At 65.7% G+C, this 22,616-nt stretch carries 23 protein-coding genes; 12 read left to right on the plus strand and 11 right to left on the minus strand.

Annotated elements, in window-relative coordinates:
* Positions 1–7 precede the first annotated feature (7 nt).
* The 3 genes from cysD to ACFOOQ_RS06110 are packed head-to-tail and all read left to right on the plus strand — an operon-like array spanning position 8 to position 3,548.
* Positions 8–811, plus strand: coding sequence for a sulfate adenylyltransferase subunit CysD (gene cysD / locus ACFOOQ_RS06100; protein WP_379723042.1), 804 nt, complete (start codon positions 8–10; stop codon positions 809–811).
* A gap of 11 nt (positions 812–822) precedes the next feature.
* Complete coding sequence (gene cysC, locus ACFOOQ_RS06105) at positions 823–2,733, plus strand: adenylyl-sulfate kinase (protein ID WP_449265797.1); 1,911 nt, start codon at positions 823–825, stop codon at positions 2,731–2,733.
* 47 nt (positions 2,734–2,780) lie between these two features.
* On the plus strand, positions 2,781–3,548 hold the full coding sequence (locus ACFOOQ_RS06110; RefSeq protein WP_379723045.1) for a sulfite exporter TauE/SafE family protein: 768 nt from the start codon (positions 2,781–2,783) through the stop codon (positions 3,546–3,548).
* 16 nt (positions 3,549–3,564) lie between these two features.
* Here the strand turns inward: ACFOOQ_RS06110 and hspQ are convergent, their stop codons facing one another.
* A complete protein-coding gene (hspQ, locus tag ACFOOQ_RS06115) occupies positions 3,565–3,897 on the minus strand; it encodes a heat shock protein HspQ (protein ID WP_379723048.1) in 333 nt (110 codons plus the stop codon).
* A gap of 67 nt (positions 3,898–3,964) precedes the next feature.
* Positions 3,965–4,717, minus strand: coding sequence for an SDR family NAD(P)-dependent oxidoreductase (locus tag ACFOOQ_RS06120; protein ID WP_379723051.1), 753 nt, complete (start codon positions 4,715–4,717; stop codon positions 3,965–3,967).
* A 135-nt stretch (positions 4,718–4,852) separates the two neighbouring features.
* Between ACFOOQ_RS06120 and ACFOOQ_RS06125 the strand changes: the two genes are divergently transcribed.
* Positions 4,853–5,440, plus strand: coding sequence for a DUF924 family protein (locus tag ACFOOQ_RS06125; RefSeq protein WP_379723054.1), 588 nt, complete (start codon positions 4,853–4,855; stop codon positions 5,438–5,440).
* On the opposite strand, the gene ACFOOQ_RS06130 is transcribed toward ACFOOQ_RS06125, so the two are convergent.
* On the minus strand, positions 5,415–6,155 hold the full coding sequence (locus ACFOOQ_RS06130; protein ID WP_379723057.1) for a winged helix-turn-helix transcriptional regulator: 741 nt from the start codon (positions 6,153–6,155) through the stop codon (positions 5,415–5,417). The two genes, ACFOOQ_RS06125 and ACFOOQ_RS06130, sit on opposite strands and share 26 nt — an antisense overlap.
* A gap of 130 nt (positions 6,156–6,285) precedes the next feature.
* On the opposite strand from ACFOOQ_RS06130, the gene ACFOOQ_RS06135 reads away from it, so the two are divergent.
* Positions 6,286–6,714, plus strand: coding sequence for a GFA family protein (locus tag ACFOOQ_RS06135; RefSeq protein ID WP_379723060.1), 429 nt, complete (start codon positions 6,286–6,288; stop codon positions 6,712–6,714).
* 80 nt (positions 6,715–6,794) lie between these two features.
* Here ACFOOQ_RS06135 and ACFOOQ_RS06140 read toward each other — a convergent pair whose 3' ends face one another.
* Entirely contained in the window at positions 6,795–7,409 is a 615-nt protein-coding gene (locus tag ACFOOQ_RS06140) for a DNA-3-methyladenine glycosylase I (RefSeq protein ID WP_379723063.1), read from the minus strand.
* Positions 7,410–7,439: 30 nt separating this feature from the next.
* Complete coding sequence (gene ygfZ, locus ACFOOQ_RS06145) at positions 7,440–8,339, minus strand: CAF17-like 4Fe-4S cluster assembly/insertion protein YgfZ (protein WP_379723066.1); 900 nt, start codon at positions 8,337–8,339, stop codon at positions 7,440–7,442.
* A 130-nt stretch (positions 8,340–8,469) separates the two neighbouring features.
* On the opposite strand from ygfZ, the gene ACFOOQ_RS06150 reads away from it, so the two are divergent.
* The 4 genes from ACFOOQ_RS06150 to ACFOOQ_RS06165 all read left to right on the plus strand — a co-directional run bounded on the left by ACFOOQ_RS06150 (position 8,470) and on the right by ACFOOQ_RS06165 (position 12,158).
* Entirely contained in the window at positions 8,470–9,441 is a 972-nt protein-coding gene (locus ACFOOQ_RS06150) for a glycosyltransferase family 9 protein (protein ID WP_379723069.1), read from the plus strand.
* A 3-nt stretch (positions 9,442–9,444) separates the two neighbouring features.
* Positions 9,445–10,224 carry a glycosyltransferase family 2 protein gene (locus ACFOOQ_RS06155; RefSeq protein WP_379723072.1) on the plus strand — a complete coding sequence of 260 codons (780 nt, stop codon included), beginning with the start codon at positions 9,445–9,447 and terminating at the stop codon, positions 10,222–10,224.
* Between the two features lie 224 nt (positions 10,225–10,448).
* Positions 10,449–11,438 (plus strand): radical SAM/SPASM domain-containing protein, encoded by a 990-nt coding sequence (locus tag ACFOOQ_RS06160; protein WP_379723075.1) that lies wholly within the window; start codon positions 10,449–10,451, stop codon positions 11,436–11,438.
* 30 nt (positions 11,439–11,468) lie between these two features.
* Positions 11,469–12,158: a class I SAM-dependent methyltransferase gene (locus tag ACFOOQ_RS06165; protein WP_379723078.1), complete on the plus strand. Its 690-nt coding sequence runs from the start codon at positions 11,469–11,471 to the stop codon at positions 12,156–12,158.
* Positions 12,159–12,178: 20 nt separating this feature from the next.
* On the opposite strand, the gene ACFOOQ_RS06170 is transcribed toward ACFOOQ_RS06165, so the two are convergent.
* From ACFOOQ_RS06170 to ACFOOQ_RS06195, 6 genes are all read right to left on the minus strand, one after another.
* Positions 12,179–14,098, minus strand: coding sequence for a TylF/MycF/NovP-related O-methyltransferase (locus ACFOOQ_RS06170; protein WP_379723080.1), 1,920 nt, complete (start codon positions 14,096–14,098; stop codon positions 12,179–12,181).
* Positions 14,095–15,909: an asparagine synthase (glutamine-hydrolyzing) gene (gene asnB / locus ACFOOQ_RS06175; protein ID WP_379723083.1), complete on the minus strand. Its 1,815-nt coding sequence runs from the start codon at positions 15,907–15,909 to the stop codon at positions 14,095–14,097. Before asnB ends, ACFOOQ_RS06170 begins: the two co-directional genes overlap by 4 nt.
* A 13-nt stretch (positions 15,910–15,922) precedes the next feature.
* Positions 15,923–16,669 (minus strand): FkbM family methyltransferase, encoded by a 747-nt coding sequence (locus ACFOOQ_RS06180; protein ID WP_379723086.1) that lies wholly within the window; start codon positions 16,667–16,669, stop codon positions 15,923–15,925.
* A 102-nt stretch (positions 16,670–16,771) separates the two neighbouring features.
* Entirely contained in the window at positions 16,772–17,338 is a 567-nt protein-coding gene (locus tag ACFOOQ_RS06185; protein WP_379723088.1) for a D-sedoheptulose-7-phosphate isomerase, read from the minus strand.
* Positions 17,339–17,444: 106 nt separating this feature from the next.
* On the minus strand, positions 17,445–17,759 hold the full coding sequence (locus tag ACFOOQ_RS06190) for an usg protein (protein WP_379723091.1): 315 nt from the start codon (positions 17,757–17,759) through the stop codon (positions 17,445–17,447).
* A 188-nt stretch (positions 17,760–17,947) separates the two neighbouring features.
* Positions 17,948–18,121 (minus strand): hypothetical protein, encoded by a 174-nt coding sequence (locus tag ACFOOQ_RS06195; protein WP_379723094.1) that lies wholly within the window; start codon positions 18,119–18,121, stop codon positions 17,948–17,950.
* A 231-nt stretch (positions 18,122–18,352) separates the two neighbouring features.
* Between ACFOOQ_RS06195 and ACFOOQ_RS06200 the strand changes: the two genes are divergently transcribed.
* The 3 genes from ACFOOQ_RS06200 to ACFOOQ_RS06210 all read left to right on the plus strand — a co-directional run bounded on the left by ACFOOQ_RS06200 (position 18,353) and on the right by ACFOOQ_RS06210 (position 22,555).
* Positions 18,353–19,519: an acetyl-CoA acetyltransferase gene (locus ACFOOQ_RS06200; protein ID WP_379723097.1), complete on the plus strand. Its 1,167-nt coding sequence runs from the start codon at positions 18,353–18,355 to the stop codon at positions 19,517–19,519.
* A gap of 113 nt (positions 19,520–19,632) precedes the next feature.
* Positions 19,633–20,625, plus strand: coding sequence for an acrylyl-CoA reductase (NADPH) (acuI, locus tag ACFOOQ_RS06205; RefSeq protein ID WP_379723100.1), 993 nt, complete (start codon positions 19,633–19,635; stop codon positions 20,623–20,625).
* Between the two features lie 130 nt (positions 20,626–20,755).
* Positions 20,756–22,555, plus strand: a complete 1,800-nt coding sequence (locus ACFOOQ_RS06210) for a feruloyl-CoA synthase (RefSeq protein WP_379723103.1) — start codon at positions 20,756–20,758, stop codon at positions 22,553–22,555.
* Positions 22,556–22,616: the final 61 nt, after the last annotated feature.

Below are 22,616 nucleotides of genomic sequence, written 5' to 3' on the forward strand. Positions count from 1 at the left end.
ACGCGCCATGCAGCACGATGATCTCGACGCGCTCGAAGCCCAGAGCATCTACATCCTCCGCGAGGCCTACAGTCGCATTCGCCCGCTGGCCATGCTGTGGTCGCTGGGCAAGGATTCCAACGTGATGATCTGGCTGGCCAAGAAGGCCTTCCTCGGCCGGGTGCCGTTCCCGGTGCTGCATCTCGATACCGGGCTGGAATTCCCCGAAACCTATGCCTTCCGCGACCGCTACGGCCCGGAATGGGGCCTCGACCTGATCAAGGATGCCTGCCCGCCGATCGAGGCGACCGACCCGACCCTGCCGCACAACTCGCGCATCGCTGCGCGCAAGACGCTGGGTCTGAAGGAAGCCATCGCGAAATACGACCTGAAGGGCGTGATCGCCGGCATCCGCCGCGACGAGCAGGCGACCCGCGCCAAGGAGCGCGTGTTCAGCCCGCGCGGCGGCGACGGCGCCTGGGATTTCCGCGACCAGCCGCCCGAGCTGTGGGACCATTTCGCCGCCGATCTGCCGCCCGGCGTGCACATGCGCGTCCATCCGCTGCTGCACTGGACCGAGATCGACATCTGGCGCTACATCCAGCGCGAGGGCATCCCGGTCGTGCCGCTGTATTTCGCCAATGGCGAGGGCAAGCGCTTCCGCTCGCTCGGCGAGATCGGCATTACGTTTCCGATCGACAGCCATGCCGGCAGCATCGAAGCCATCATCGACGAGCTGGAAATCACCCGCGAGCCGGAACGCGCCGGCCGCGCCATGGATCACGATTCCGAAGACGCTTTCGAGCGCCTGCGCGTCGCCGGCTACATGTAAGGACCGCCATCATGAGCGTTGTCGATCTCGCCATCCACCCGAAGGCCGCGCAGGCGAAAACCATGTTGGCCCGCGCCGGCAGCCAGAAGGGCCGCGCCTTCCCCATCGTCATCGTCGGCCATGTCGACCACGGCAAGTCGACCCTGGTCGGTCGCCTGCTGCATGACACGGACAGCCTGCCCGACGGCAAGCTGGAACAGCTGAAAGCCGTCTCGGCCAAACGCGGTCTTGAATTCGAATGGTCCTTCCTGCTCGACGCCCTGCAGGTCGAGCGCGACCAGGGCATCACGGTGGATACCACACAGATCTGGTTCACCACCGAACAGCGCCGCTATGTCATCATCGACGCGCCGGGGCATAAGGAATTCCTGAAGAACATGGTGACCGGCGCGGCCCAGGCCGATGCCGCCATCCTGGTGGTCGACGCGGCCCAGGGCCTGGCCGAACAGACCAAGCGCCATGCCTATCTGCTGCATCTGCTCGGCATCCGCCAGGTGGCGGTGGCGATCAACAAGATCGACCTGATCGGCCATGACGCGGCGCGCTTCAGCGAAGTCGCCGAGGCCGTTCGCGGCTATCTCGCCGATATCGGCATCGAGGTCTCGGCGCTGGTGCCGGTCTCGGCGCGCGCCGGCGACAACATCGCCGTGCACAGCGCGGCAACGCCGTGGTACCAGGGCCCGACCCTGATCGGCGCGCTGGATGCCTTCGTGCCGCGCGCCCATGCCGTCGACCAGCCTTTGCGCCTGCCGGTGCAGGACCTCTATCGCTTCGACGACCGCCGCATCGTGGTCGGCCGCATCGAAAGCGGCCGGCTGGCGGTCGGCGACCGCATCCGCTTCGCCCCTCTGGGCCGCGAAGCCACCGTGGCGACGCTGGAGGCCTGGCGCGGCGATGGCGGCGCCCATGTGCCGCGCGCGGAGGCCTTTGCCGGCGAAAGCGTGGCGTTTACGCTGGACGAGGAAGTCTTCGTCGAACGCGGCGCGCTGGCCAGCACGCCCGACCGGCGCCCGATCGACGCCAACCGCATCACCGCGCGGCTGTTCTGGCTTGACCGCGAGGTATTGAAACCCGGCGACCGGCTGACGCTCAAGATCGGCACCGCCGAACGCGAGGCCGAGGTCGAGGCGATCACCGAATCGCTGGATGTCGAGACGCTGGACGTCGCCACGGCAACCCAGGTCGACCGCAACGGCGTCGCCCGCGTCATCCTGCGGACCCGCCGGCCGGTGGCGCTCGATACCTATGACGCACAGGCGCGCACCGGACGCGGCGTGCTGATCCGCGGGCCGCAAATCGTCGGTGGCCTGGTGATCGAGGCGGCCGACCGCGTCGCCCATGATATCGTCGCCGTCGATTCCTCGGTGACGGCCGCCGACCGCGCGCGGCTGAACGGTCATCGCGGCGGCGTGCTGTGGCTGACCGGCCTGTCCGGCGCCGGCAAGTCGACCCTGGCGATGGCGACCCAGCGCGCGCTGTTCGCGCAAGGGAAGCAGATCACCGTGCTGGACGGCGACAACCTGCGCCGCGGGCTGAACCGCGACCTCGGCTTCAGCGAAGCCGACCGCGCCGAGAATATCCGCCGGCTGGCCGAAGTGGCGAAGCTGATGGCGGACACCGGCATGATCGTGATCGTGTCGGCGATCTCGCCGCTGCAGGCGCATCGCGATACCGCGCGCCAGATCATCGGCGCCGGTTTCCACGAAGTGCATGTGCGGGCCGATCTTGCGTCTTGCGAAAGCCGTGACCCCAAGGGCTTGTATAAGCGCGCAAGGGCCGGTGAAATTGCCGCGTTTACCGGCATTTCGGCGCCCTATGAGGCACCGGTCGCAGCACAACTCACCATCGACACGACACGGCTTTCCGTGAGTGACGCCGGCGAAACTCTGCTAGACTACGCCACGCGATACTTCGCGGCCTGAGCAGTTTCCGTCACCGGCTTTCGTTACCCCAGTCAGGAGACGCGCGCATGGAACTGTCCCTCGCGCTTTACGTTCTGGTCGGCTTCGGTGCCCAGCTGATCGATGGCGCCATCGGCATGGGCTATGGCGTGATCTCCACCAGCGTTCTGGTGGCGACCGGCATGCCGCCCGCCGTGGCCAGCGCTGCCGTGCATGTCACCAAGATGCCGACCGGCATCGCGTCGGGCCTGTCGCACTGGAAGTTCGGCAATGTCGACTGGTCGCTGGCGCGCCGGCTGATCCTGCCGGCCATCTTTGGCGGCGTGATCGGCGCCAGCACCATCGCGCTGATGCCGATCAATCTGATCCGGCCGCTGGCGGCACTCTATCTCGGCATCATGGGTGTCGTCGTGATCCTGCGCACCCTGCGCTGGAAGACGCGCGAGGGCTTCGGCGCACCGCGCGGCCGGCCCGCGGTGGTGGGCCTGTTCGGCGGCCTGTTCGATTCCTTCGGCGGCGGCTGGGGGCCGATCGTCACCACCACCCTGATCATGCAGGGTCGCGAGCCGCGCATCGCCATCGGTTCGGCCAATGCCGCCGAACCGATCATCGCCGCGGTGCAGGCCGCCGTCTTCGCCTTCTGGCTCGGCACCGGCACGCTGACCACCATCGGCAGCACCGCACTCGCCATCATGGCCGGTGCGCTGGTCGCCGCCCCGGTGGCGGCCTTCCTGGTCAACAAGCTGCCCGGCCGGCTGATCGCCGGCGCGGTCGGCATCACGCTGGTGGCGATCAACATCCCCGCCATCGTGTCGCTGATCGGCCGCCTGCTCTAGACGGCCGCCGGCAGGCTTACATGCGGGTGCTGCTGCGCCAGACGTAGTGGCCGCCGCTGAAGCCGGCGAAATACTTTTTGATATCGGGATGATTGACCGGCCCGGCCGCCGCATCGGGCAGCAGGTTCTGCTCCGAGACATAGGCGACATAGGTGGTCTGCGCGTTCTCGGCCAGCAGGTGATAGAACGGCTGGTCCTTTGACGGCCGCAGGTCGGGCGGAATCGACTGCCACCATTCCTCGGTATTGTTGAATACCGGATCGACGTCGTAGACGACGCCGCGGAACGGGAACAGGCGATGCCGGACGACATCGCCGATACTGAATTTCGCCTCGCGGCTCTGCGGCATGGTGATCGGTCTGCGCTGGTTCGGAACAGGACTAGAGGTGCAATCGGGATACGCGTCGGGTGGTCGCTCAGTAGGTGGCGCGACCGCCGCTGAGGTCGAAGACCGCGCCGGTGGTGAAGGAATTCTCCGCCGACAGCAGCCAGGCCACCATGGCGGCGATCTCGTCCACCCCGACGAACCGGCCGCGGGGGATTTTCGACAGCATATAGTCGATATGGGTCTGCGTCATCTGTTCGAAGATCGCCGTCTTCGCCGCCGCCGGGGTGATGCAGTTGACGGCGATATCCTGCCCGGCCAGCTCCTTGCCGAGCGACTTGGTCAGCGCGATCACCCCCGCCTTGGCAGCGCTGTAGGCCGCCGCATTGGGGTTGCCTTCCTTGCCGGCGACCGAGGCGACGTTGACGATGCGGCCATAGCCCTGATGCTGCATCGCCGGCACCACCGCGCGACAACAGTGGAACACGCCGGTCAGGTCGATATCGATCACCTGCTGCCAGTCGGCCAGCGGATAATCGGCCACCGGGGCATTCGGCCCGGCGATGCCGGCGTTGCACACCAGCAGCTCGATGGCGCCGAACTCCTTCAGCGTCGCCTCGGCCGCTCCCGCCACAGAGTTCCAGTCGGCAACATCGGCGGCCACCGCGATGGCGCGGCCCGCGCCGGACAGTTCGCCCGCCACCCTGCGCGCCAGGTCGAGGTCACGATCCCAGATCGCCACCGCCGCACCGGAGCGCAGCAGCCGTTCGGTGACCGCCCGGCCGATGCCCTGCGCGCCGCCGGTGACCACGCCATGGCGGCCCTTCAGGTCGATTGTGTTCATGATGTGCACCTCGTTTCCGTCCCGCGTCCCGAATACAGCATATCCGGGCCTGCCGCTACTGGACGGGGCACTGGACGGAGCCGGCCGTCATCCCCATCTCAACCGGATAGCCAGCACAAGGGAGGCCCTGCCGCCGTGACGACCACTGCCGCCGACATTCTCGATTTCTGGTTCGACCGGCCGGGCTCTGCCGCCCGCGGCGAGCCGCTCACCCCGCGCCAATGCTGGTGGCGGAAGGACGATGCCTTCGATGCCGAGATCCGGACGCGGTTCGGCGCCGCCGTCGAGACGGCGCTGCAGGGTGGCTTTGCCGGCTGGGCCGACGATGCCGATGGGACTCTGGCGCTGCTGATCCTGCTCGACCAGTTCCCGCGCAACATCTTCCGCGACACGGCGCGCGCCTTTGCCGGCGACGCACAGGCCCGCAGCGTTGCACGTGGCGCCATCGACCGCGGCTTCGATATCGTGGTGGCGCCGGTGCAGCGGCAGTTCTTCTACATGCCGTTCCAGCACAGCGAGGATCTCGCCGACCAGGAGTTCGGCATGCTGCTGTTCGCTGCCCTGGAAAAGGACCTGCCCGGGCAGAAGACATTCGAATTTGCCGAGCGGCACCGGGTGATCATCGCGCAGTTCGGTCGCTTCCCGCATCGCAATGCGGCGCTCGGCCGCGACAGCACGCCCGAGGAAACCGAATTCCTCAGGCAGCCGGGATCATCGTTCTAGCCGGCTTTGGCGCCACCGGCACGACCGGGATGCGCAGCTGCGGCGGCTCGCTGACCTCGAGCCAGTCGATCACTTCCGCCTGCAGGGCCGCATTGCCAGCAAAGCCGATGTCGCCGGCCAGCCGCGCCTGCCGCAGGCTGTCGATGCCGCAGATCACCCGGGTGAAAACCGCCAGATCGGCGCGCACGGTGAGGTCGGCCTCGAAGCCCATATCGGTGTTGCACAGTTCCGCGGCATCATCGCGCAGCAGCATCCACCAGCTGCGCAGCTTGTGCTCGCGCGGCGACACGTTGCGGAAATCGAAATGCAGCACGGCGCGCGACGCGGACGACAGCCGGCCGGCGAAGCGGCGGCGCAGGATCCACATCATGTAGGCAACATTGTTGTCCTGCTCGTCGAGGCCGGGCAGACGCCAGGTGCTGCCCCAGGCGGCGAGCTGGTCGATCAGGGGGCGCAGCGCATTGCCGCTCTCGGTCAGGCGATAGAGGTAACCGCGACCGCCCGGCTGCGGCACCCGCTGGATCAGGCCGCTGAGCTCCATCTCCTTCAGCCGGCGCGACAGCAGGCTGCGCGACATCAGCGGCACACCGCTCTGGATGTCGCCGAAGCGTTCGCTGCCCATCATCATTTCGCACAGGATCAGGGGCGTCCAGCGCCCCATGATCACCTCGGCGGCTTTCGCCACCGGACAGAAGAGTCCGTATCGCAGCTCCATGCGGTTTGCTTATCGCGGGTTGCAAAGCGCTGCCAAGTACCTTTTTTGCACTAGTACAATCGGCGGGCCGCCCCGCATCGTCCGCGTCTCCGGAGCGATTCCGGCTCTATTCACACAAGACGAGGATGAAATGACCGACAAGCATACCGGCCGCTGTTTCTGCGGTTCCGTCGAAGTCGAGGTGAGCGGTGCTCCCGAAGCGATGGGCTATTGCCACTGCAGTTCCTGCCGCTCGTGGTCGGCCGGACCGGTGAATGCCTTCACCCTGTGGCAGCCGCAAAACGTGCAGGTCACCAAGGGCGCCGAGCATGTCGGCCGGTTCATGAAAAATCCGACAAGTGGCCGCCAGTTCTGCAAAAAATGCGGTGGCCATATCATGACCGACCATCCGACCTTCGGTCTGGTCGACGTCTATGCGGCGACGATTCCGAGCCTGCCATTCACGCCCGGCGTGCACGTGAACTACACCGAGACGGTGCTGCGGATGAAGGACGGCCTGCCCAAGATGAAGGACTTTCCGGCCGAGCTCGGCGGCTCCGGCGAAGCTCTTCCCGAGTAGCCGCTGCCCCCCAGCGGCGGCGCCGGCCGGCGGCGACCCTGACGCCAAATACCGGTCGGCGCCATCTTCCTGCCGCTACATCAGCGGCGCTTCAGCTTCTTCACAATGTCGTGACGATGGCAGTCGGTCAGGTGGTCGTTGACCATGCCGACCGCCTGCATGAAGGCATAGACGATGGTCGGGCCGACGAAAGTGAAGCCGCGCTTGCGCAGATCCTTGGAGATCGCCTGGCTGACCGGGGTTTCCGCCGGCACCTGCTTCAGGCTGGCCCAGCCGTTCTGCTTCGGCTTGCCGTCGAGGTAATTCCACAGGTAATTCGAGAAGCCGTCTTCCTTCTCCATGATCTCGAGCCAGCCGCGCGCGTTCAGCACGGTACCCTCGATCTTGGCTCGGTTGCGCACGATGCCGGCATCCTGCATCAGCGCGTCAAGCTTCTTCGGCGTGTAGCGGGCGATCTTCTCGGGCTGGAAGCCGTCGAAGGCACGGCGGAAATTGTCGCGCTTGCGCAGGATGGTGATCCACGACAGGCCGGCCTGGAAGCCGTCGAGGATCAGCTTTTCGAACAGCGCGCGGTCGTCGCGTTCGGGCACGCCCCATTCGGTGTCGTGATAATGCACATAGAGCGGATCGGTGCCGCACCAGCCGCAGCGCGGCTTGCCGTCGTCATGGCCATCGGGGGCCTTGTTCTTCGTCATGCCTCGTCCCTGTTATTCGCGGTCGCCGTCCTACGGCAGCGCAGCGGCATAATCGGGGCGGCGCGCCGTGATGGCAACACCCGCGGCCTCCAGGGTCTTGCCGTCCCGTTCCGCCGCCGCCAGCGCATCGAGGCGCAGCAGCGCCAGCCCCAGCCCGCCGAGGCTGGAGCGCATCTCGCCGGCCTCGCGGCCATCGAGGCTGACGATCGTGCCGGGCAGCGGCAGGAAGTCGCCGCTGGTGCTTTTCACCTTGCAGAGCTGTTTCTTGATCAGACCGCGGTATTTGGTGCGCGCCGTCAGCTCCTGGCCGATGTAGCAGCCCTTGGTGAAATCGACGCCGTGCAGCGCCTCGAAATGGTTTTCCAGCAGGATGCCCTTCTCGGGCTCGATGTCGCGCATGCCGTCAGGCACGCCGAGGATCAGGCGGTGGCGCTCCCAGGCATCGAAGGGCACCGGCATGCCAAGTTCCCTGGCCGCCGGCGCCATGCCCGGCGGCAGCCACAGATGCCAGCCGAGCGCCGCCAGCCGCGGATCGGCGAACAGCAGCGCGCCGGCCTCCTGCAGCAGCTTCGGCAGGTCGGGTCGCGCTTCGCTGCCGAACAGGACAAAGCCTTGCCAGTCGGAGTCGGCGATTTCGACCTTGGCGCGCAGCTTATAGAGGGTCAGACGCCGCTTCAGGTCGGCCCGGCGCTCGGCCGCCACATCCAGCAGCAGGCCGCCGTCACCCGCGGCCGTGACGAAAAAATCGTGCAGGAACTTGCCCTGTGGGGTCAGCAGCGCGGCATAGGCCGCCCGGCCCGGTGCCAGGCCGGCGACGCTGTTGGAGACCAGGGCATCGAGGAAATCGACCGCTTCCGGCCCCGACAGCCGCAGCAGGGCCCGGCCGGTTGCGCCGGCGGCCGGCAGGGCGGTACAGAACAGATCGGGCATGATGTGGGCGGACCTCCGGTTTTCCCCTGCCCCCTGACCTATGGGAGGACGGGCGGCTTGGCAAGGGCAGCCATGCCCCCTATAACCCGGGCCAAGCCCTTGATCGGGCATCATTCCGAACCCGTCCGGCATGCGCATCCTGTTTATCACGGCCAATCGCCTCGGCGACGCCATCCTGTCGACCGGCCTGCTCGACGAGCTGCACCGCCAGCGTCCGAAGGCGCGCTTCACCGTGGTCTGCGGCCCGGCCGCCGCCGGCGTGTTCACGGCCGCCCCCAATCTCGAACGCATCATCGTCATGCGCAAGAAGCCCTGGGCGCGGCACTGGTGGGACCTGTGGAAGCAGGTCGCGGCGACGCGCTGGAGTCTCGTGCTCGACCTGCGCGGCTCCGGCATCGGCCAGTTCCTGATGGCGCATCGCCGGCGCGGCTACAGCGGCTCGGCGCCGCATATGCACAAGGTGATCGCGCTGTCGAATGTGCTGAAGCTCAATGCGCCGGCGCATCCTGTGGTCTGGACCACCGCCGAACATGCGGCGACCGCGGCGCGGCTGTGGCCCGAGGACGGCACGCCGACCCTGGCACTGGGCCCCACCGCCAACTGGGGCGGCAAGATCTGGCCGGGCGACCGCTTCGCCGAACTGGCGACACGGCTGACCGCGCCCGGCGGCATCCTGCCCAATGCGCGCATCGTGGTATTCGGCGGCCCCGGCGAAGAGGCTCTGGCCACCGCGACCCTGGCCGGCCTGCCGGCCGACCGCACCCTCGACCTGATCGGCAAGGTGGAGCTGCCGGTGCTGGCCGCCGCCCTGCGGCGCTGCGCCTTCTACATCGGCAACGACAGCGGCCTGATGCATCTGGCCGCCGCCTCCGGCACGCCGACGCTCGGCCTGTTCGGGCCGAGCCGCGAGCGGGTCTACGGCCCCTGGGGCGAAAAAACTGCCAGCGTGCGCACTGATCTCAGTTACGATGAGATCGTGCAGCAGCCGGGCTACGATTACCGCCGGCAGGACAGCCATATGCTCAGCCTCAGCGTCGACAAGGCACAGGCCGCGGCCGAGCATCTGTGGCGCTATGCCCAGGATGACGACAGCGACGACTGACTAATGACGGCACCTGCATCCCCGCCGAAACTCTCCGCCCTCGTCGTGGCCCACAACGAGGAAGCCCAGCTCGCCGATTGCCTGGAGCGGCTGCACTTCGCCGACGAGATCGTCGTGGTGCTCGATCGCTGCACCGACAATTCGCGCGCCATCGCCGCCGGCTTCGGCGCGAAACTGGTCGAGGGTGGCTGGCCGCTGGAGGGCGAGCGCCGCAACACCGGCATCGCCGCCTGCAGCGGCGACTGGATCGTCGAGGTCGATGCCGACGAGCGCGTGCCGCCGGAGATGGCGGCCGAGATCCGCGCCGAGATCGCCACGGCGCCCTTCGCCCATTACCTGATCCCCTTCGACAACTATGTCGGCGCGCGTCTCGTGCGCTATGGCTGGGGCGGAGCCTTCGGCGTGATGATGGCGCCGCGGCTGTTCGCCAAAGGCGCCAAGCACTGGGGCGGCCAGCGCGTGCATCCGGCGCTGGAGCTGCAAGGCGAACGGCGCTTCCTGAAATCCCGCATGATCCATTATGTCGACCGCGACATCTCGGACATGATCCGCCGGCTCGACCGGTATACCACCGCGCGCGGCGCCGATCTGCGGGCGCGGGCCGCCGCCGGCGAGGATATCGGCAGCTTCCGCGCCAATGTACGCCGCCTGTTTACCCGCTTCTACAAATGCTACGTTACCCGCAAGGGCTATCGCGAGGGGCCGTATGGCTTCCTGATCGCCCTGATGGCCGGGCTGTATCCGCTGCTCAGCTATCTGAAGGCGACGCTGGAGGCGAAATAGACTCGCCAGATTATTCTAAACCATTGATATAATAAATAATATTTCCCGCCGGCTGTCGTGGCGCAGGACGCCGCCATTAAGCTTTTGGTAAGCCCCCTCAGGCATCGTATAGTCTGGTCCTCTGCGGATGCCGCCCGGTAGAATACCGGCCGCTCCGCCAGTGCCGATACAGACCGCCTACTTCCAGCGGGCCGCGCCAGAATAGCCGGTCCAGGAGCCGCATGATGAATCTCTTCGCTGCCCCAAGCGCGATCCAGAAGCTGACCATCGAGATCACCACGCTGTGCAATCTCAAGTGCGCCGGCTGTCCGCGCACCATGGGCATCGCGAATGACAGCTGGGTCGACCAGCATATGGATCTGCAGCTGTTCCAGCGTATCCTGGGCGGCTGGCCGCCCACCGGCTTCGTCACCCTGCACGGCATCGGCGAGCCGACCTTGCACCCGCAGTTCGTCGAACTGGTCGCCATGGCCCGCCAAAGCGGCAAGTTCAAGCGCATGAAGGTCACCTCGAACGGCATCACGCGCTCGGCCGACTATTATGCCGAGGCGGTGGCGGCAGGCCTCGACGAATTCTGGATTTCGGTCGACAGCTTCGAGCCCGGCATTGCCGAGCGCATGCGCGCCGGCACCAAGACCGAGAAGCTGAAATCCAACATCGCCGCCTGCCTGCAGAAGAAACTGCCGCTGCATATCTCGATGGTGGTCAGCGCGGTGAATTACCGCGACATCCCCGACACGCTGCGGCAACTGCGCGAACTGGGCGCTCCGCCGGTCCACATGCAGGAATTCCAGGACTACGGCGAGCCCTACGGCCTGATGACCGGCGAACAGCGCGCGGAGTTCATCATCCTGCTGCGCGCCTCGGCACATACCTTCGCCGGCCTGCCGGTCATCCTGCCGAACTTCACCCGCCCCAAGGGCGACATCTGCACCGCACCGTGGTTCCGTCCAGCCATCTCGGTGCAGGGCTATCTGACGCCCTGCTGCACCACCTTCGACCCCTCGCAGTTCGGCTATACCAATGTCGGCGAAATGAGCTTTGCCCAGGCCTGGCGGCAGCCCGGCGTGCTCGGCTGGATCCGCGATTTCCTCGAACAGAAGACGCCGATCTGCACCGGCTGCCCGCTCAATCCGCGCGCCTTCAGCAACGAAGGCACACTCGGCCGCTCCGGCAAGACCGGCGTCGACACGCATTTTGTCGCCGCCGGATAACCGCGGCCCTCACCACAGGGATTTCCACCGATGACTGCGACCGCTGGCCAGGCTCCTTCCGCCGACCGGATTTATTCGCTGGATACCACGCCGCCGGTGGACTACGAGCCGTCGGAGGTGATCGACTATGCCCGTGCCAGCCTGACCGAGCTGGCCGACCATTTCAAAACCGACAAGGGCAGCATCAAGCACCGCTATACCGAGGTCTACGAGAAATACCTCGGGCCGCTGCGCCAGAAGCCGGGCGTGAAGCTGCTCGAGATTGGCGTCGCCTGCGGCAGTTCGCTGAAGACCTGGTCACGCTATTTCAGCGATGCCGAGATCATCGGCGCCGATATCCGGCCGGACTGCAGCCAGCTGTGCCGCAGCTATCCCAATATCCGCATCGAGATCGGCAATGCGACACAGCAGACCTTCGCCCGGGACTGCGATGTCATCATCGACGACGGCTCGCATGTCAGCGCCGATATCGTCGATGCCCTTCGGGTCAACTGGCCGGCCCTCAAGCCCGGCGGGCTCTATGTGATCGAAGACCTGAAATGTACCCATAACCCGGCCTACCCGAAGCTGCTGCCGTTCAAGATCGAGCCCGACCGCTTCGACCGCCGGCATTTCATCAGTTTCATCAACAATGTGCTGATGCAGATGGACTGGCGGCAGAGCGACGTGGAATTTGTCCACTTCTATCGCGAAATGGCCATCCTCAGGAAAATGGGCTGACGGCCAGTGCTGACGGTCTGTCAGCGCTTGATGAACAGCCCCTGCCCGGTCGGGCTTTCCCAGACGATCTGGCCGCGCCGGGTGAAATACTCCAGCTCGGCAACAAAGCTAGGCCGATGCCGGCGGAAGCCGTAATCGTCGAAAATGATCAGTCCGCCGGGCACGATACGGTCATAGATAGCATGCAGGGTGCCGATTTCCGGTTCCGCTGCATTCAGGTCGATCTGCGCGAAGGCAACCCGGTCGGGCAGGCCCTGCGCGAAACTCTCCGGTACCGGCCCCTTGATGACACGGAAACGTCCACGCGACTCGAAAGTCTGCTGTACCCTCTCAAACAGCTGCGGTCCATGGCTGGCCTTGCGCGCCTCTTGCGGCGGATTCTCGAACATGTCGTACAGCCACCAGGTTTTGTCCGGAACCGTCTGGAAATTGCAGTAGCGTTCCATGATTTCCACGGTGCGGCCGTCGTAGCAGCCGACATCCATGAAATCGCCAGGCAGGCCGACACAGCTCTTCACGCCCCAGCACAGCATGTAGATGCGCCAGATGCGGGCGCGTAGTGTCGGATCGGCAAGATAGGGGCCGAAGGCAGCGATGAAGTCTTCCTGTTCGAGAAAGCCGAGGTTGCGGAACCAGATCACCATGTCGTCGGCAGCGAAGGCACCGCTGTCCGGCTGGTTGGCGCCCATCGTCTGCAGCACTGCCTGCAATATCATGGCGAACTTCTGCCGCACGGCAGGCAGGGCGAACGGTGGCTTATTATATTCCTTGTTGATGAAGGAAAACATCGGTTTGACATAACCGGCGCCCAGCCCGGGCGACGTACCTGGCGCCGGCGACGGGTTGCCGAGGCGTGGCGGATCGCCGATGCGGGGCATGTCGCCGATGACCGGCAGATCGCCGATCCGCGGCATCGCGGCCGGTGGCCGGGCCGGTGCCTGAACCGGGTCCGGCCTGGCGGCCAGGGAGCCCTCCTCCGGCACCTGATGGCTCCAGTTGACCTGGAAGGCCGCCACGGCAGCGACAGCATTCTTGGTCGGCCCCTTGAGGTGCAGGACAAATTTGCGCTGCAGGATGACGTGAGGCCATTTGTCGCCGTCGCGGACGAAGAAGTTACAGGAATTGCACGGCAGGTAGCGGACCAGGGCACCGGCGACCTTGCGGATGTCGGTTTCGCTGACCACACCGGCGATATGGGAAACGGCAGACAGCGAGAGCTGGCCGCCGCGCCAGCGACGGATTTCCTTGTACTGCCCGACCACCACAGGATCGCCACGCAGTGCTTCGTAGGTGGCGAGATAGCGGCGGAAAAATCCGCGCGCCGCCAGCCCCCGACGCGGCGAGGCGAAGATGACGCCCTCGTTGATCTTCATCAGGCCCGGATCGTTGCGATAGGTCACCGCCACATCGAAGGGCAGCCGGAACAGCGGCGCCAGGGGCAGATTGACGAAGGCGTCGCTGTCGAGGAACGCGGTATCCGACGCGAAAGCCCGCGACTGCACATAGGCGCTGATCGCCACGACGCGCTCGTACATCAGGTGGCGCGGCTCCAGCGGCAGACGGACTACGGTCACGTCGGCGGGCACGAAGTCGGCGTCATCCGCCTCACCGGTGATATAGAGGATGCGGCAATCGGGATTGAAGGCACGCGCCATGGCGAAGGCATGCTGCAGCACGGCGATATAGTCGATCTTGCCCTGGTCGGCCTGGATGTCGACATAATCGATCCGCCGCGCATCGGGTGGCAGGGTCAGATGGAAGATCACACAGGTCAGCGGCACCGGTGCCAGGCCGGCGACCGCCGCATCAAAGCGGCCGATCAGATCCCGCAGCCGCGCCTCCACTGCGGGCGGCAGGGCGTCGGTGACCTGGCCGGCGGCATGCTCGACCAGCTCCTCCATGGATTGCGGCCCCGGAGTTTTCGATTCGGGCGCGGTCATAACGGGCGTTCCACGCTGTCGATCCAGCGCGCCAGCACGATGCCGGCCCAGACTGCGTTGATATTGCCGCCGATGCCGGCGAACAGCCGGTCCAGCGCACCGGGTCGCGCGCCGAAAAAGCGGGTATCGGCCAGCCGGCGATAGGCCGCGGTCATCTCCGCCTCGATGCGCGGCTTATTGTTGAAGAACACACTGAGCGGCATGCCGAAACCCTTTTTCGGCGCCTGCACGTGCTGCTGCGGCAGATAGCGCGCCAGCAAATGCCGCATGGCCACTTTCTGCACCGGATTCTGCACCGGCCCGGTCATGCACAGGTCCTGGCTGGCCTTGGCCGCCAGCTTGATCACGGTCGGATAGAGGTACGGCGTGCGCGTCTCCAGGCCGTGCCGCATGCTCATGCGGTCGACCTTGGCCAGTACGGCGCCGGGCAGGTAGGTATTGAAATCGAGCTGGCGCAGGGCATGCAGCGCCGGCCGCTGCGGATGCATGAACAGCGGCGCATATTTCTCGTATTGCGCCTGCACGGCGGCATAGCCCTGCGGGAAGGCCGCCCGCACCGCGTCAGCCGCCGTCACCGGCAGGCCGCGTTCGATATAGGTCTGCACCATGGTGGACGGCACGAAATCGGTCATCCGGTCATAGGCGATGGCAAAGGCCGGATAGCGGCCATAGCCGCCATAGAGCTCGTCGCCGGCATCGCCGGAGATCGCCACGGTGACGTGCTTGCGGGTGAATTCCGCCAGTAGGTAAGTCGGCACGCAACTGCGGTCGCCGTTCGGCTCGTCGAGCAGCTGCCCTATGTCGTCGCAGATGCGGTCGAAATCGGCCGCGCTGAAAATATGCTCGTGATGCTCGGCGCCCAGCGTCGCGGCAATGTCACGGGCCGCCCGATGCTCGGATTGCGGATCGCCCTCAAAGCCGATGGTGAAGGTTTTCACCGACTGGCCAAGTTCTTTCGTCAGCAACGCACAGGCCAGCGAGGAATCAACCCCGCTGGACAGGAACATGCCGAGCGGCACGTCGCTGTTGAGCCGGTCGCGCAGGGCCTGGGTCAGGACCTTCTCGAGAACGCTGGTGTAATTCTCGATATCGGAAGCCGGGGCTTCACCATCCTGGTCGATAACAAAGGAAAAATGCCGCTGCCGGCGCTGCCGGCCGTCGGAGAAAACCTGCAGCATCATGCCGGGTTCGAGCTTGCGGATCGGTGCCAGCATGCTGTCCGGCTCGGGCACGTAGCGGAAGGTGAAATACTGCGCCAGCGCCTCTTCCGACAGCGCCACCGGTAGGTCGGCAATCTCCAGCAGCGGTCGCAGTTCGGAGGCGAAGGCGAACAGGCTGTCGGTCGCGGCATAGTAGAGCGGCTTCTCGCCGGCGCGGTCGCGGGCCAACGTCAGGCAGCGGGTCTCGCGATCGAAGATCGCCAGCGCATACATGCCGTCGATATATTCGAACAGCCTGGTGCCGAGCAGGGCGAAGCCGTTCAGCAGGACTTCGGTATCGGTCGCGGTGCGGAACACCGCGCCGTCTTTCTCAAGCAGTCGCCGCAAGGCCTGGAAGTTGTAAATCTCGCCATTGAAGGTGATGACATAACGCTCGTCGGCGGTGTGCATCGGCTGGTGGCCGGCGGACGACAGGTCGATGATACTGAGCCGGGTATGGCCGAGGTGGCAGTAATTTTCCGGGTCATGCCACTGGCCCCGGTCATCCGGCCCGCGATGGGCAACCGCGGCATTCATACGGCCGATCAGTGCCGCGAGATGATCCGGTGCACGGCGGTTGCCAAAATTCAGGTAGCCGGTAATACCGCACATCGGGATGCGCCGCTCAGCTGCGGAAATAGAAGATGCCGGCCGGATCCTTGACGAAGCGGGTGAAGCCCGCATCCAGCATGTGCTGGTGGATCGGCCGGTGGCTTTCCAGCTGTTCCATCGTCTCGACCATCACACTGACCAGTTTCGGATTGGCCAGCAGCTTCGCCGCACCGGCAATGATCAACGGCTCGATGCCGTCGACATCGATCTTGATATGGTGCGGCACGATCCCGGTCTGCTCGGAAAAACGGTCAAGGCTCATCGACACCGAGCCCTGCGGGATCGTCGCGTTCCACAGCGGATCGTCGCTCGGGCGCGCATCGCCGAAATTGTTCAGCGACTTGCCCGCGGTAATACTGCTGAGAAACATCTTGCCGCAGCTTTCCGTATCGGCCACGGCGATCGGATAGGAGAACATCCGGTCCTGCAGCTTGTTGACGAAGATGTTCCGCGTCAGCACGTAATAACTGGCGAAATGCGGCTCGAAGGCATGCACCTCGCAGCCGGCGACCACGGCGGCAATCAGGCCATAGAGGCCGTTGTTGGCGCCGACGTCGAAGAAGACCTCGCCCGGCCTGAAGCCATAGATCCAGGCATTGGTGGCCGGCTCGCGGGTCGCCGCAGTCAGGGCAAAGCCCAGGCATTTCAGGTTCGGCACAACCATGCTGAAGGACTTGTCCCGGATCGGGACCGTAACGGCCGGAATCGACCGCTCGTAGGCCTCGGCCGCCGCCTTTACCTTTTCGAATGCAGCACTCACGGAACCCCCTTGGGCCGATCCCCTCTTGGGTCGGCGGATGCCACCGGATTCTTTCAGCCCCGCCTTCACAAGTCGTTAACGGATCGGATGGTCAAGAACCTGTCAGACAGCCAGCGCTGCCTCGGCCTGCTCGCAGATGTAATGATAGAGACAGGCGTGAATCTGCTGTACATGCGGGGTGTGCCGCGACGGTGTATCAATCAGGATGTCGCACAGCGGCGCCAGCCTGCCGCCGCCCTCGCCGGTCAGGCCGATTACCGTCATGCCCCTGGCCTTCGCCGCTTCGGCCGCCTGCAGCACATTGGCGGAATTGCCCGAGGTGGTGATGCCGAGCAGCACGCCGCCGGCGCGACCATAGGCCTCGACCTGGCGGGCAAAGACGCTGGCATAATCGTAATCGTTGGCCCAGGCGGTCAGCGTCGCGGTATCGGCGCCGAGCGCAATGCAGTTGAGCCCGCGGCGTTCCTTGAGGAAGCGGCCGACCAGTTCGCCGGCGATATGCATGGCATCCGACGCCGAGCCGCCATTGCCACAGACCAGCAGCGGCCGGTCGGCGCCCAGCGCCGCGACGATGGCAGCAATGGCGGCGTCGACGCGGGCGGCGCGTTCGGGCGTCGCCGCTTTGGCGATCAGTGCGGCGGACTCTTCAAGATACTGAACCAGCGACATATTCCCGACTCGCAGATGGCTATGAGGCGGCCGCAGACTAGCATACCGGCAGCAGCTTCACAGGCCCGGCGGCTCCGGTGCCAATGCCTGGCGTCAGTGCCCTGGATCAGTGCAGGTCGTAACTGGCCGCGGCGGCGCGGTATTCCGCCGGGCTGACCAGCCGGGCCGACACCACGCGCACCGAATGCAGCCGGCCGTCGAGGCTCGATTCCCAAAAGCCGAGAAACTTCTGCAGGCCGGGGAATTTCGGCGCCAGGTCGTAGTCCTGCCAGACATAGCTCTGCAGCAGGGCCGGGTGGTCGGGCATGTGGTAGAGGATTTCCGCCGTGGTCAGGCGGCAGGTCAGCAGCCGCTGCAGCCGTGCGGTCCGCTCTGCCGGATCCCGGCCTGCGGGAGTCGGGTTGAGGGAATGATCGGACATCTTCGCCTCCTGCTTCTGCGGGAGCCGCACCCGATATCCGGGACCACCAACTGGCGAATCACCGACAGGGCCGGCGTACCAACAGTCAAAGCCTGCCGAAAGTGTCCGTTGCATTGCAATAAGATTTTGTAAACGTGACAGAAATTGGCACTCACGGGCTCCTGCTGCCAAACCCGGCGGCGCGGCCGTCAGTCATCGCGCGGCTCTTCCCAGCCGCGGATGTCGGCGGCTTTCGGTTTCTGCTCGTAAAAGCCCGTGCCCGGCCGGCCGAGCGGATCGGGCAGATAGTCGAGGTCGTCGAGGCTGGGCGGGTCGAACGGGGGACAGCTGGCGGGCTGGCGCGGCGGAACGGACCGGATCATGGCGGGCTCCTTTATAAGAACATTAAAGGAACTTTGCGCGACATCAGTGCAGATTTCAAGCCCATATTTTCCTATAATGTTCTTGACGCATGAAAATGGCGATTTGCCGCGCCCGCGCCAAACCGGGCCGCGCCGGCACGGCCCGGTTGCTTGACTAACCCTGCCCGGCACACTCTGTTACTCCGACCCCAGAAACGGCCCCGAGAGCCGCCAAGAGACCCGGAGGAAGTCATGACCGCCTGCATCGTCGGCTGGAATCACAGCAAGTTCGGCAAACTGGACGGCAGGGATGCCGAGGACCTGATCGTCGAGGTCGCCGTCGGCGCGATTCGCGACGCCGGCATCGAACCGCGGGATGTCGATGCCATCTATCTCGGCCATTTCAACGGCGGCCTGACCGACCAGGATTTCACCGCCGCGCTGGTGCTGCAGGCCGATCCGGGCCTGCGCTTCAAGCCGGCGACCCGCGTGGAAAACGCCTGCGCCACCGGCTCGGCCGCGGTCTACCAGGGCCTGAATGCCATTGCCGCGAAGAAGGCCCGCTTCGTGCTCTGCGTCGGCGTCGAGAAGATGACCGCCGCGCCGACCAGCGTGGTCGGCAACGTGCTGCTGAAGGCGAGCTATCGCAAGACTGAGGTGTTCAACGAAGGCGGTTTCGCCGGCGTGTTCGATGCCATCCAGGCGCAGTATTTCCAGCGCTACGGCGACCAGTCGGATGCCACCGCGATGATCGCGGCGAAGAACCACAAGAACGGCGCGAAGAACCCGCTCGCCCATATGCAGAAGGATTTCGGCTACGACTTCTGCAGGACGGTGTCCGACAAGAACCCGCTGGTGGTCGGCGGCATGCGCCGCACCGATTGCTCGATGGTCTCCGACGGCGCCGCGGCGCTGGTGCTGACCGACGTGCAGACCGCGCTCGGCATGAAAAAGGCCATCGCCTTCCGTGCCGCCAAACATGTGCAGGATTACCTGCCGATGGCCAAGCGCGATGTCATTGCCTTCGAAGGCCCGGCGAAAGCCTGGGCCGATGCGCTCGCCGAGGCAGGCCTCAGCGTCTGGGACCTGTCGTTTGCCGAAAGCCATGACTGCTTCACCATTGCCGAGCTGATCGAATACGAGGCGATGGGCCTGACTGCGCCGGGCCAGGGCGCGAAAGCAATCATGGAAGGCTGGACCCAGGCCGACGGCAAGCTGCCGATCAACCCCTCGGGCGGCCTGAAATCGAAAGGCCATCCGATCGGCGCCACCGGCGTGTCCATGCATGTGATGGCAGCGATGCAGCTCAATGGCAGCGCCGGCGACATCCAGCTCAAGGCGCCCCAGCTCGGCGGCGTGTTCAACATGGGCGGCGTCGCCACGGCGAACTACGTCTCGATCCTCGAACCGCTGCGGTAACAAAGCCAAACACAATCGTCATCCCGGGCGCAGCGTCAGCGACGCCCCGGGATCCCATTGAATGGGATGCCCGCTTTCGCGGGCATGACGCAAAAAAGGAATAGGGATCGCCCATGTCCGACACCTTCCGCGCCGTACTGATCGAGGATGTCGACGGCAAGCCGAAAGCCGCCTTCAGGCAGCTGAAACTGTCCGACCTGCCACAGCATGACGTGCTGGTCGAGGTCGCCTATTCGACCCTGAACTACAAGGACGGCCTGGCACTGACCGGCGGCCGCATCGCCCGCAAGCTGCCCATGGTCGGCGGCATCGACATCGCCGGCACCGTGGTGGAATCGACCAGTGCCGAGTTCAGGCCCGGCGACAAGGTGGTGGTGAACGGCTTCGGCCTGTCGGAAACCCAGTGGGGCGGTTATGCGAAATATGCCCGGCTGAAAAGCGAGTGGCTGGTGCATCCGCCGGATGCCTTCTCGCTGCAGGAGGCCATGGCCATCGGCACTGCCGGCTATACCGCGATGCTCTGCGTGCAGGCCCTGGAAGATGCCGGACTGACGCCGGACAAGGACGCGGAAGTGCTGGTCACCGGTGCCGCCGGCGGCGTCGGCTCGGTCGCCGTCACCCTGCTGGCGCAGAAGGGCTATCGCGTCATCGCCGCGACCGGGCGGCCGGAGACCCATGACTATCTGGCATCGCTCGGCGCTGCCGGCTTTGTCGATCGCGCGGAACTCGCCCAGAAGGGCGCACCGATGGCGAAGGAGCGCTGGACGGCCGCCGTCGATTCGGTCGGCGGCCAGACTCTGGCGACCGTGCTGTCCCAGGTGAAATACGGCGGCTGGGTCGCCGCCTGCGGCCTGGCGGGCGGTACCGACCTGCCGGCCAGCGTGTTTCCCTTCATCCTGCGCAATGTCAGCCTGCTCGGCATCGATTCGGTGATGGCGCCGATGCATCGCCGCAAGCGCGCCTGGTGGCAGCTCGCCAAGGACCTGCCGAAGGACAAGCTGGCCGCCATGGCGGAGGTGCATCCGCTGTCGGAGATTTTCGAGCTGGCGCCGAAGATCCTCGCCGGCCAGGTGCGCGGCCGCGCCGTCATCGACATCAACGCCTGATTTCTCCGGTCTGCTGATTCTGCCGCCCTGCTGATTCTGCTTGAGCGGCGGGCCGCATCGGGTATCATGCGGCCATAATTGTAATGCTGGGTTACAAACCCCGGCAGGGAAGAAACGACCGGAGGATGCCATGACCGACGCCCGGATTGCCGGCGCGGCCAAACCGCCATTCATCGCCCTCGATCTGGCCACACCGCGCATCCGCCGCCGCGCGCATGGCGATGGCGGCTTTATCCTCGAATCGGAAGAACCGCTCGGCTCCTACGCCGACCATGCCGGACTGCTGCTGCAGAAACATGCCGGGGCGCGGCCCGACGCGGTTTTCATCGCCGAGCGCAGCGTCACCGCGGCCGATGGCTGGCGCCGCATCACCTATGGCGAAGCCTGGGCGGCGGCGCGGCGCATTGCACAGAGCCTGCTCGACCGTGGCCTCGGCCAGCAGGATGCGATCCTGATCCTGTCGGGCAACAGCATCGACCATGCGCTGCTGATGCTGGGCGGCTTCGTCGCCGGCGTGCCGGTGGTGCCGGTGAGCGTCGCCTATTCGCTGATGAGCGGCGACTTCGCCAAGGTGCACCACATCTTCGGGCTGGTGAAACCGAAACTGGTCTATGCCGCCGGCGCCCCGTTTGCGAAAGTGCTGGCGGCCCTGCCGGCCGGAGTCGAGCAGGTCACCGATCTCGCCACCCTGCTGGCAACCGCGCCGACTGCCGCAGTGGATGCGCGCTTCGGGGCGATCCGGCCCGACTGGGTGTCGAAGTATCTGTTCACCTCCGGCTCCACCGGCCTGCCCAAGGGGGTGATCAACACCCACCGCATGATGATGAGCAACCAGCAGGCCATCGCGCAGATCTGGCCGTTCCTGAAGGCGACGCCGCCGGTGCTGCTCGACTGGCTGCCGTGGAACCACACCTTCGGCGGCAATCACAATTTCAACATGGTGCTGCGCCAGGGCGGCACCTTGCATATCGACGACGGCAAGCCGGCGCCGGGCCTGGTCGAGAAGACCATTGCCAACCTGCGCGAGGTCTCGCCCACGGTCTATTTCAACGTGCCGGCCGGTTACGCCATGCTGCTACCGCATCTGGAAAAGGACGACGCGCTCTGCCGCCGCTTCTTCAACCGGCTGCAGATGATCTTCTATGCCGGCGCCGCCCTGCCGCCCGACCTGTGGACCCGGCTCGAGGCGCTGTCGATCCATGTGCTGGGCAAGCGCGTCTGCATGACCTCGAGCTGGGGTTCGACCGAGACGGCGCCGATGGCGACCGCGGCGCATTATCCGATCGAACGGGCCGGCGTGATCGGCGTGCCGGTGCCCGGCGTGCAGGTGAAATTCGTGCCCAGCGCCGGCAAGTTCGAGGTCCGCGTCAAGGGCCCGAACGTGACGCCGGGCTATCTCGGCAACCCGGAGCAGACCCGCAAGGCCTTCGACGAGGACGGCTTCTACTGCATGGGTGATGCGGCGAAGCTGGCCGATGACGCCGCGCCCGAGCGCGGCATGGTCTTCGATGGCCGCATTGCCGAGGACTTCAAGCTGACGACCGGGACCTGGGTGCATGTCGGCGGTGTGCGCGTGGCAGCCCTCGCCGCCTGTTCGCCGTTGCTGCAGGATGCCGTGGTGACCGGGCAGGATCGCGACTCCGTCGGCCTGCTGGCCTGGCCGACCGCCGCGGCGAAAGAGCTGGAGCCGGCGGCCCTGCACCGGCAGATCGCCGAACGGCTGGCCGCATACAATACGACACAGGGTGGCTCGTCGCTGCAGGTGCGCCGCGTGCTGCTGCTGTCCGAACCGCCGCAGATCGACGCCAACGAGATTACCGACAAGGGCTATATCAACCAGCGCGCCACGCTGGAGCGCCGGCAGGCCGATGTCGAAAAACTTTACGCAGTTGACCCAGCGGCAGACGTGATCATCGTCACCGACAGATAGCATTCACTGCCCTATATCATGCGTTCATGGATGCATCCGCCACGGCGGTTGCACGACCCCG

The sequence above is a fragment of the Ferrovibrio xuzhouensis genome (genome assembly GCF_042648965.1).
GTDB lineage: Bacteria > Pseudomonadota > Alphaproteobacteria > Ferrovibrionales > Ferrovibrionaceae > Ferrovibrio > Ferrovibrio xuzhouensis.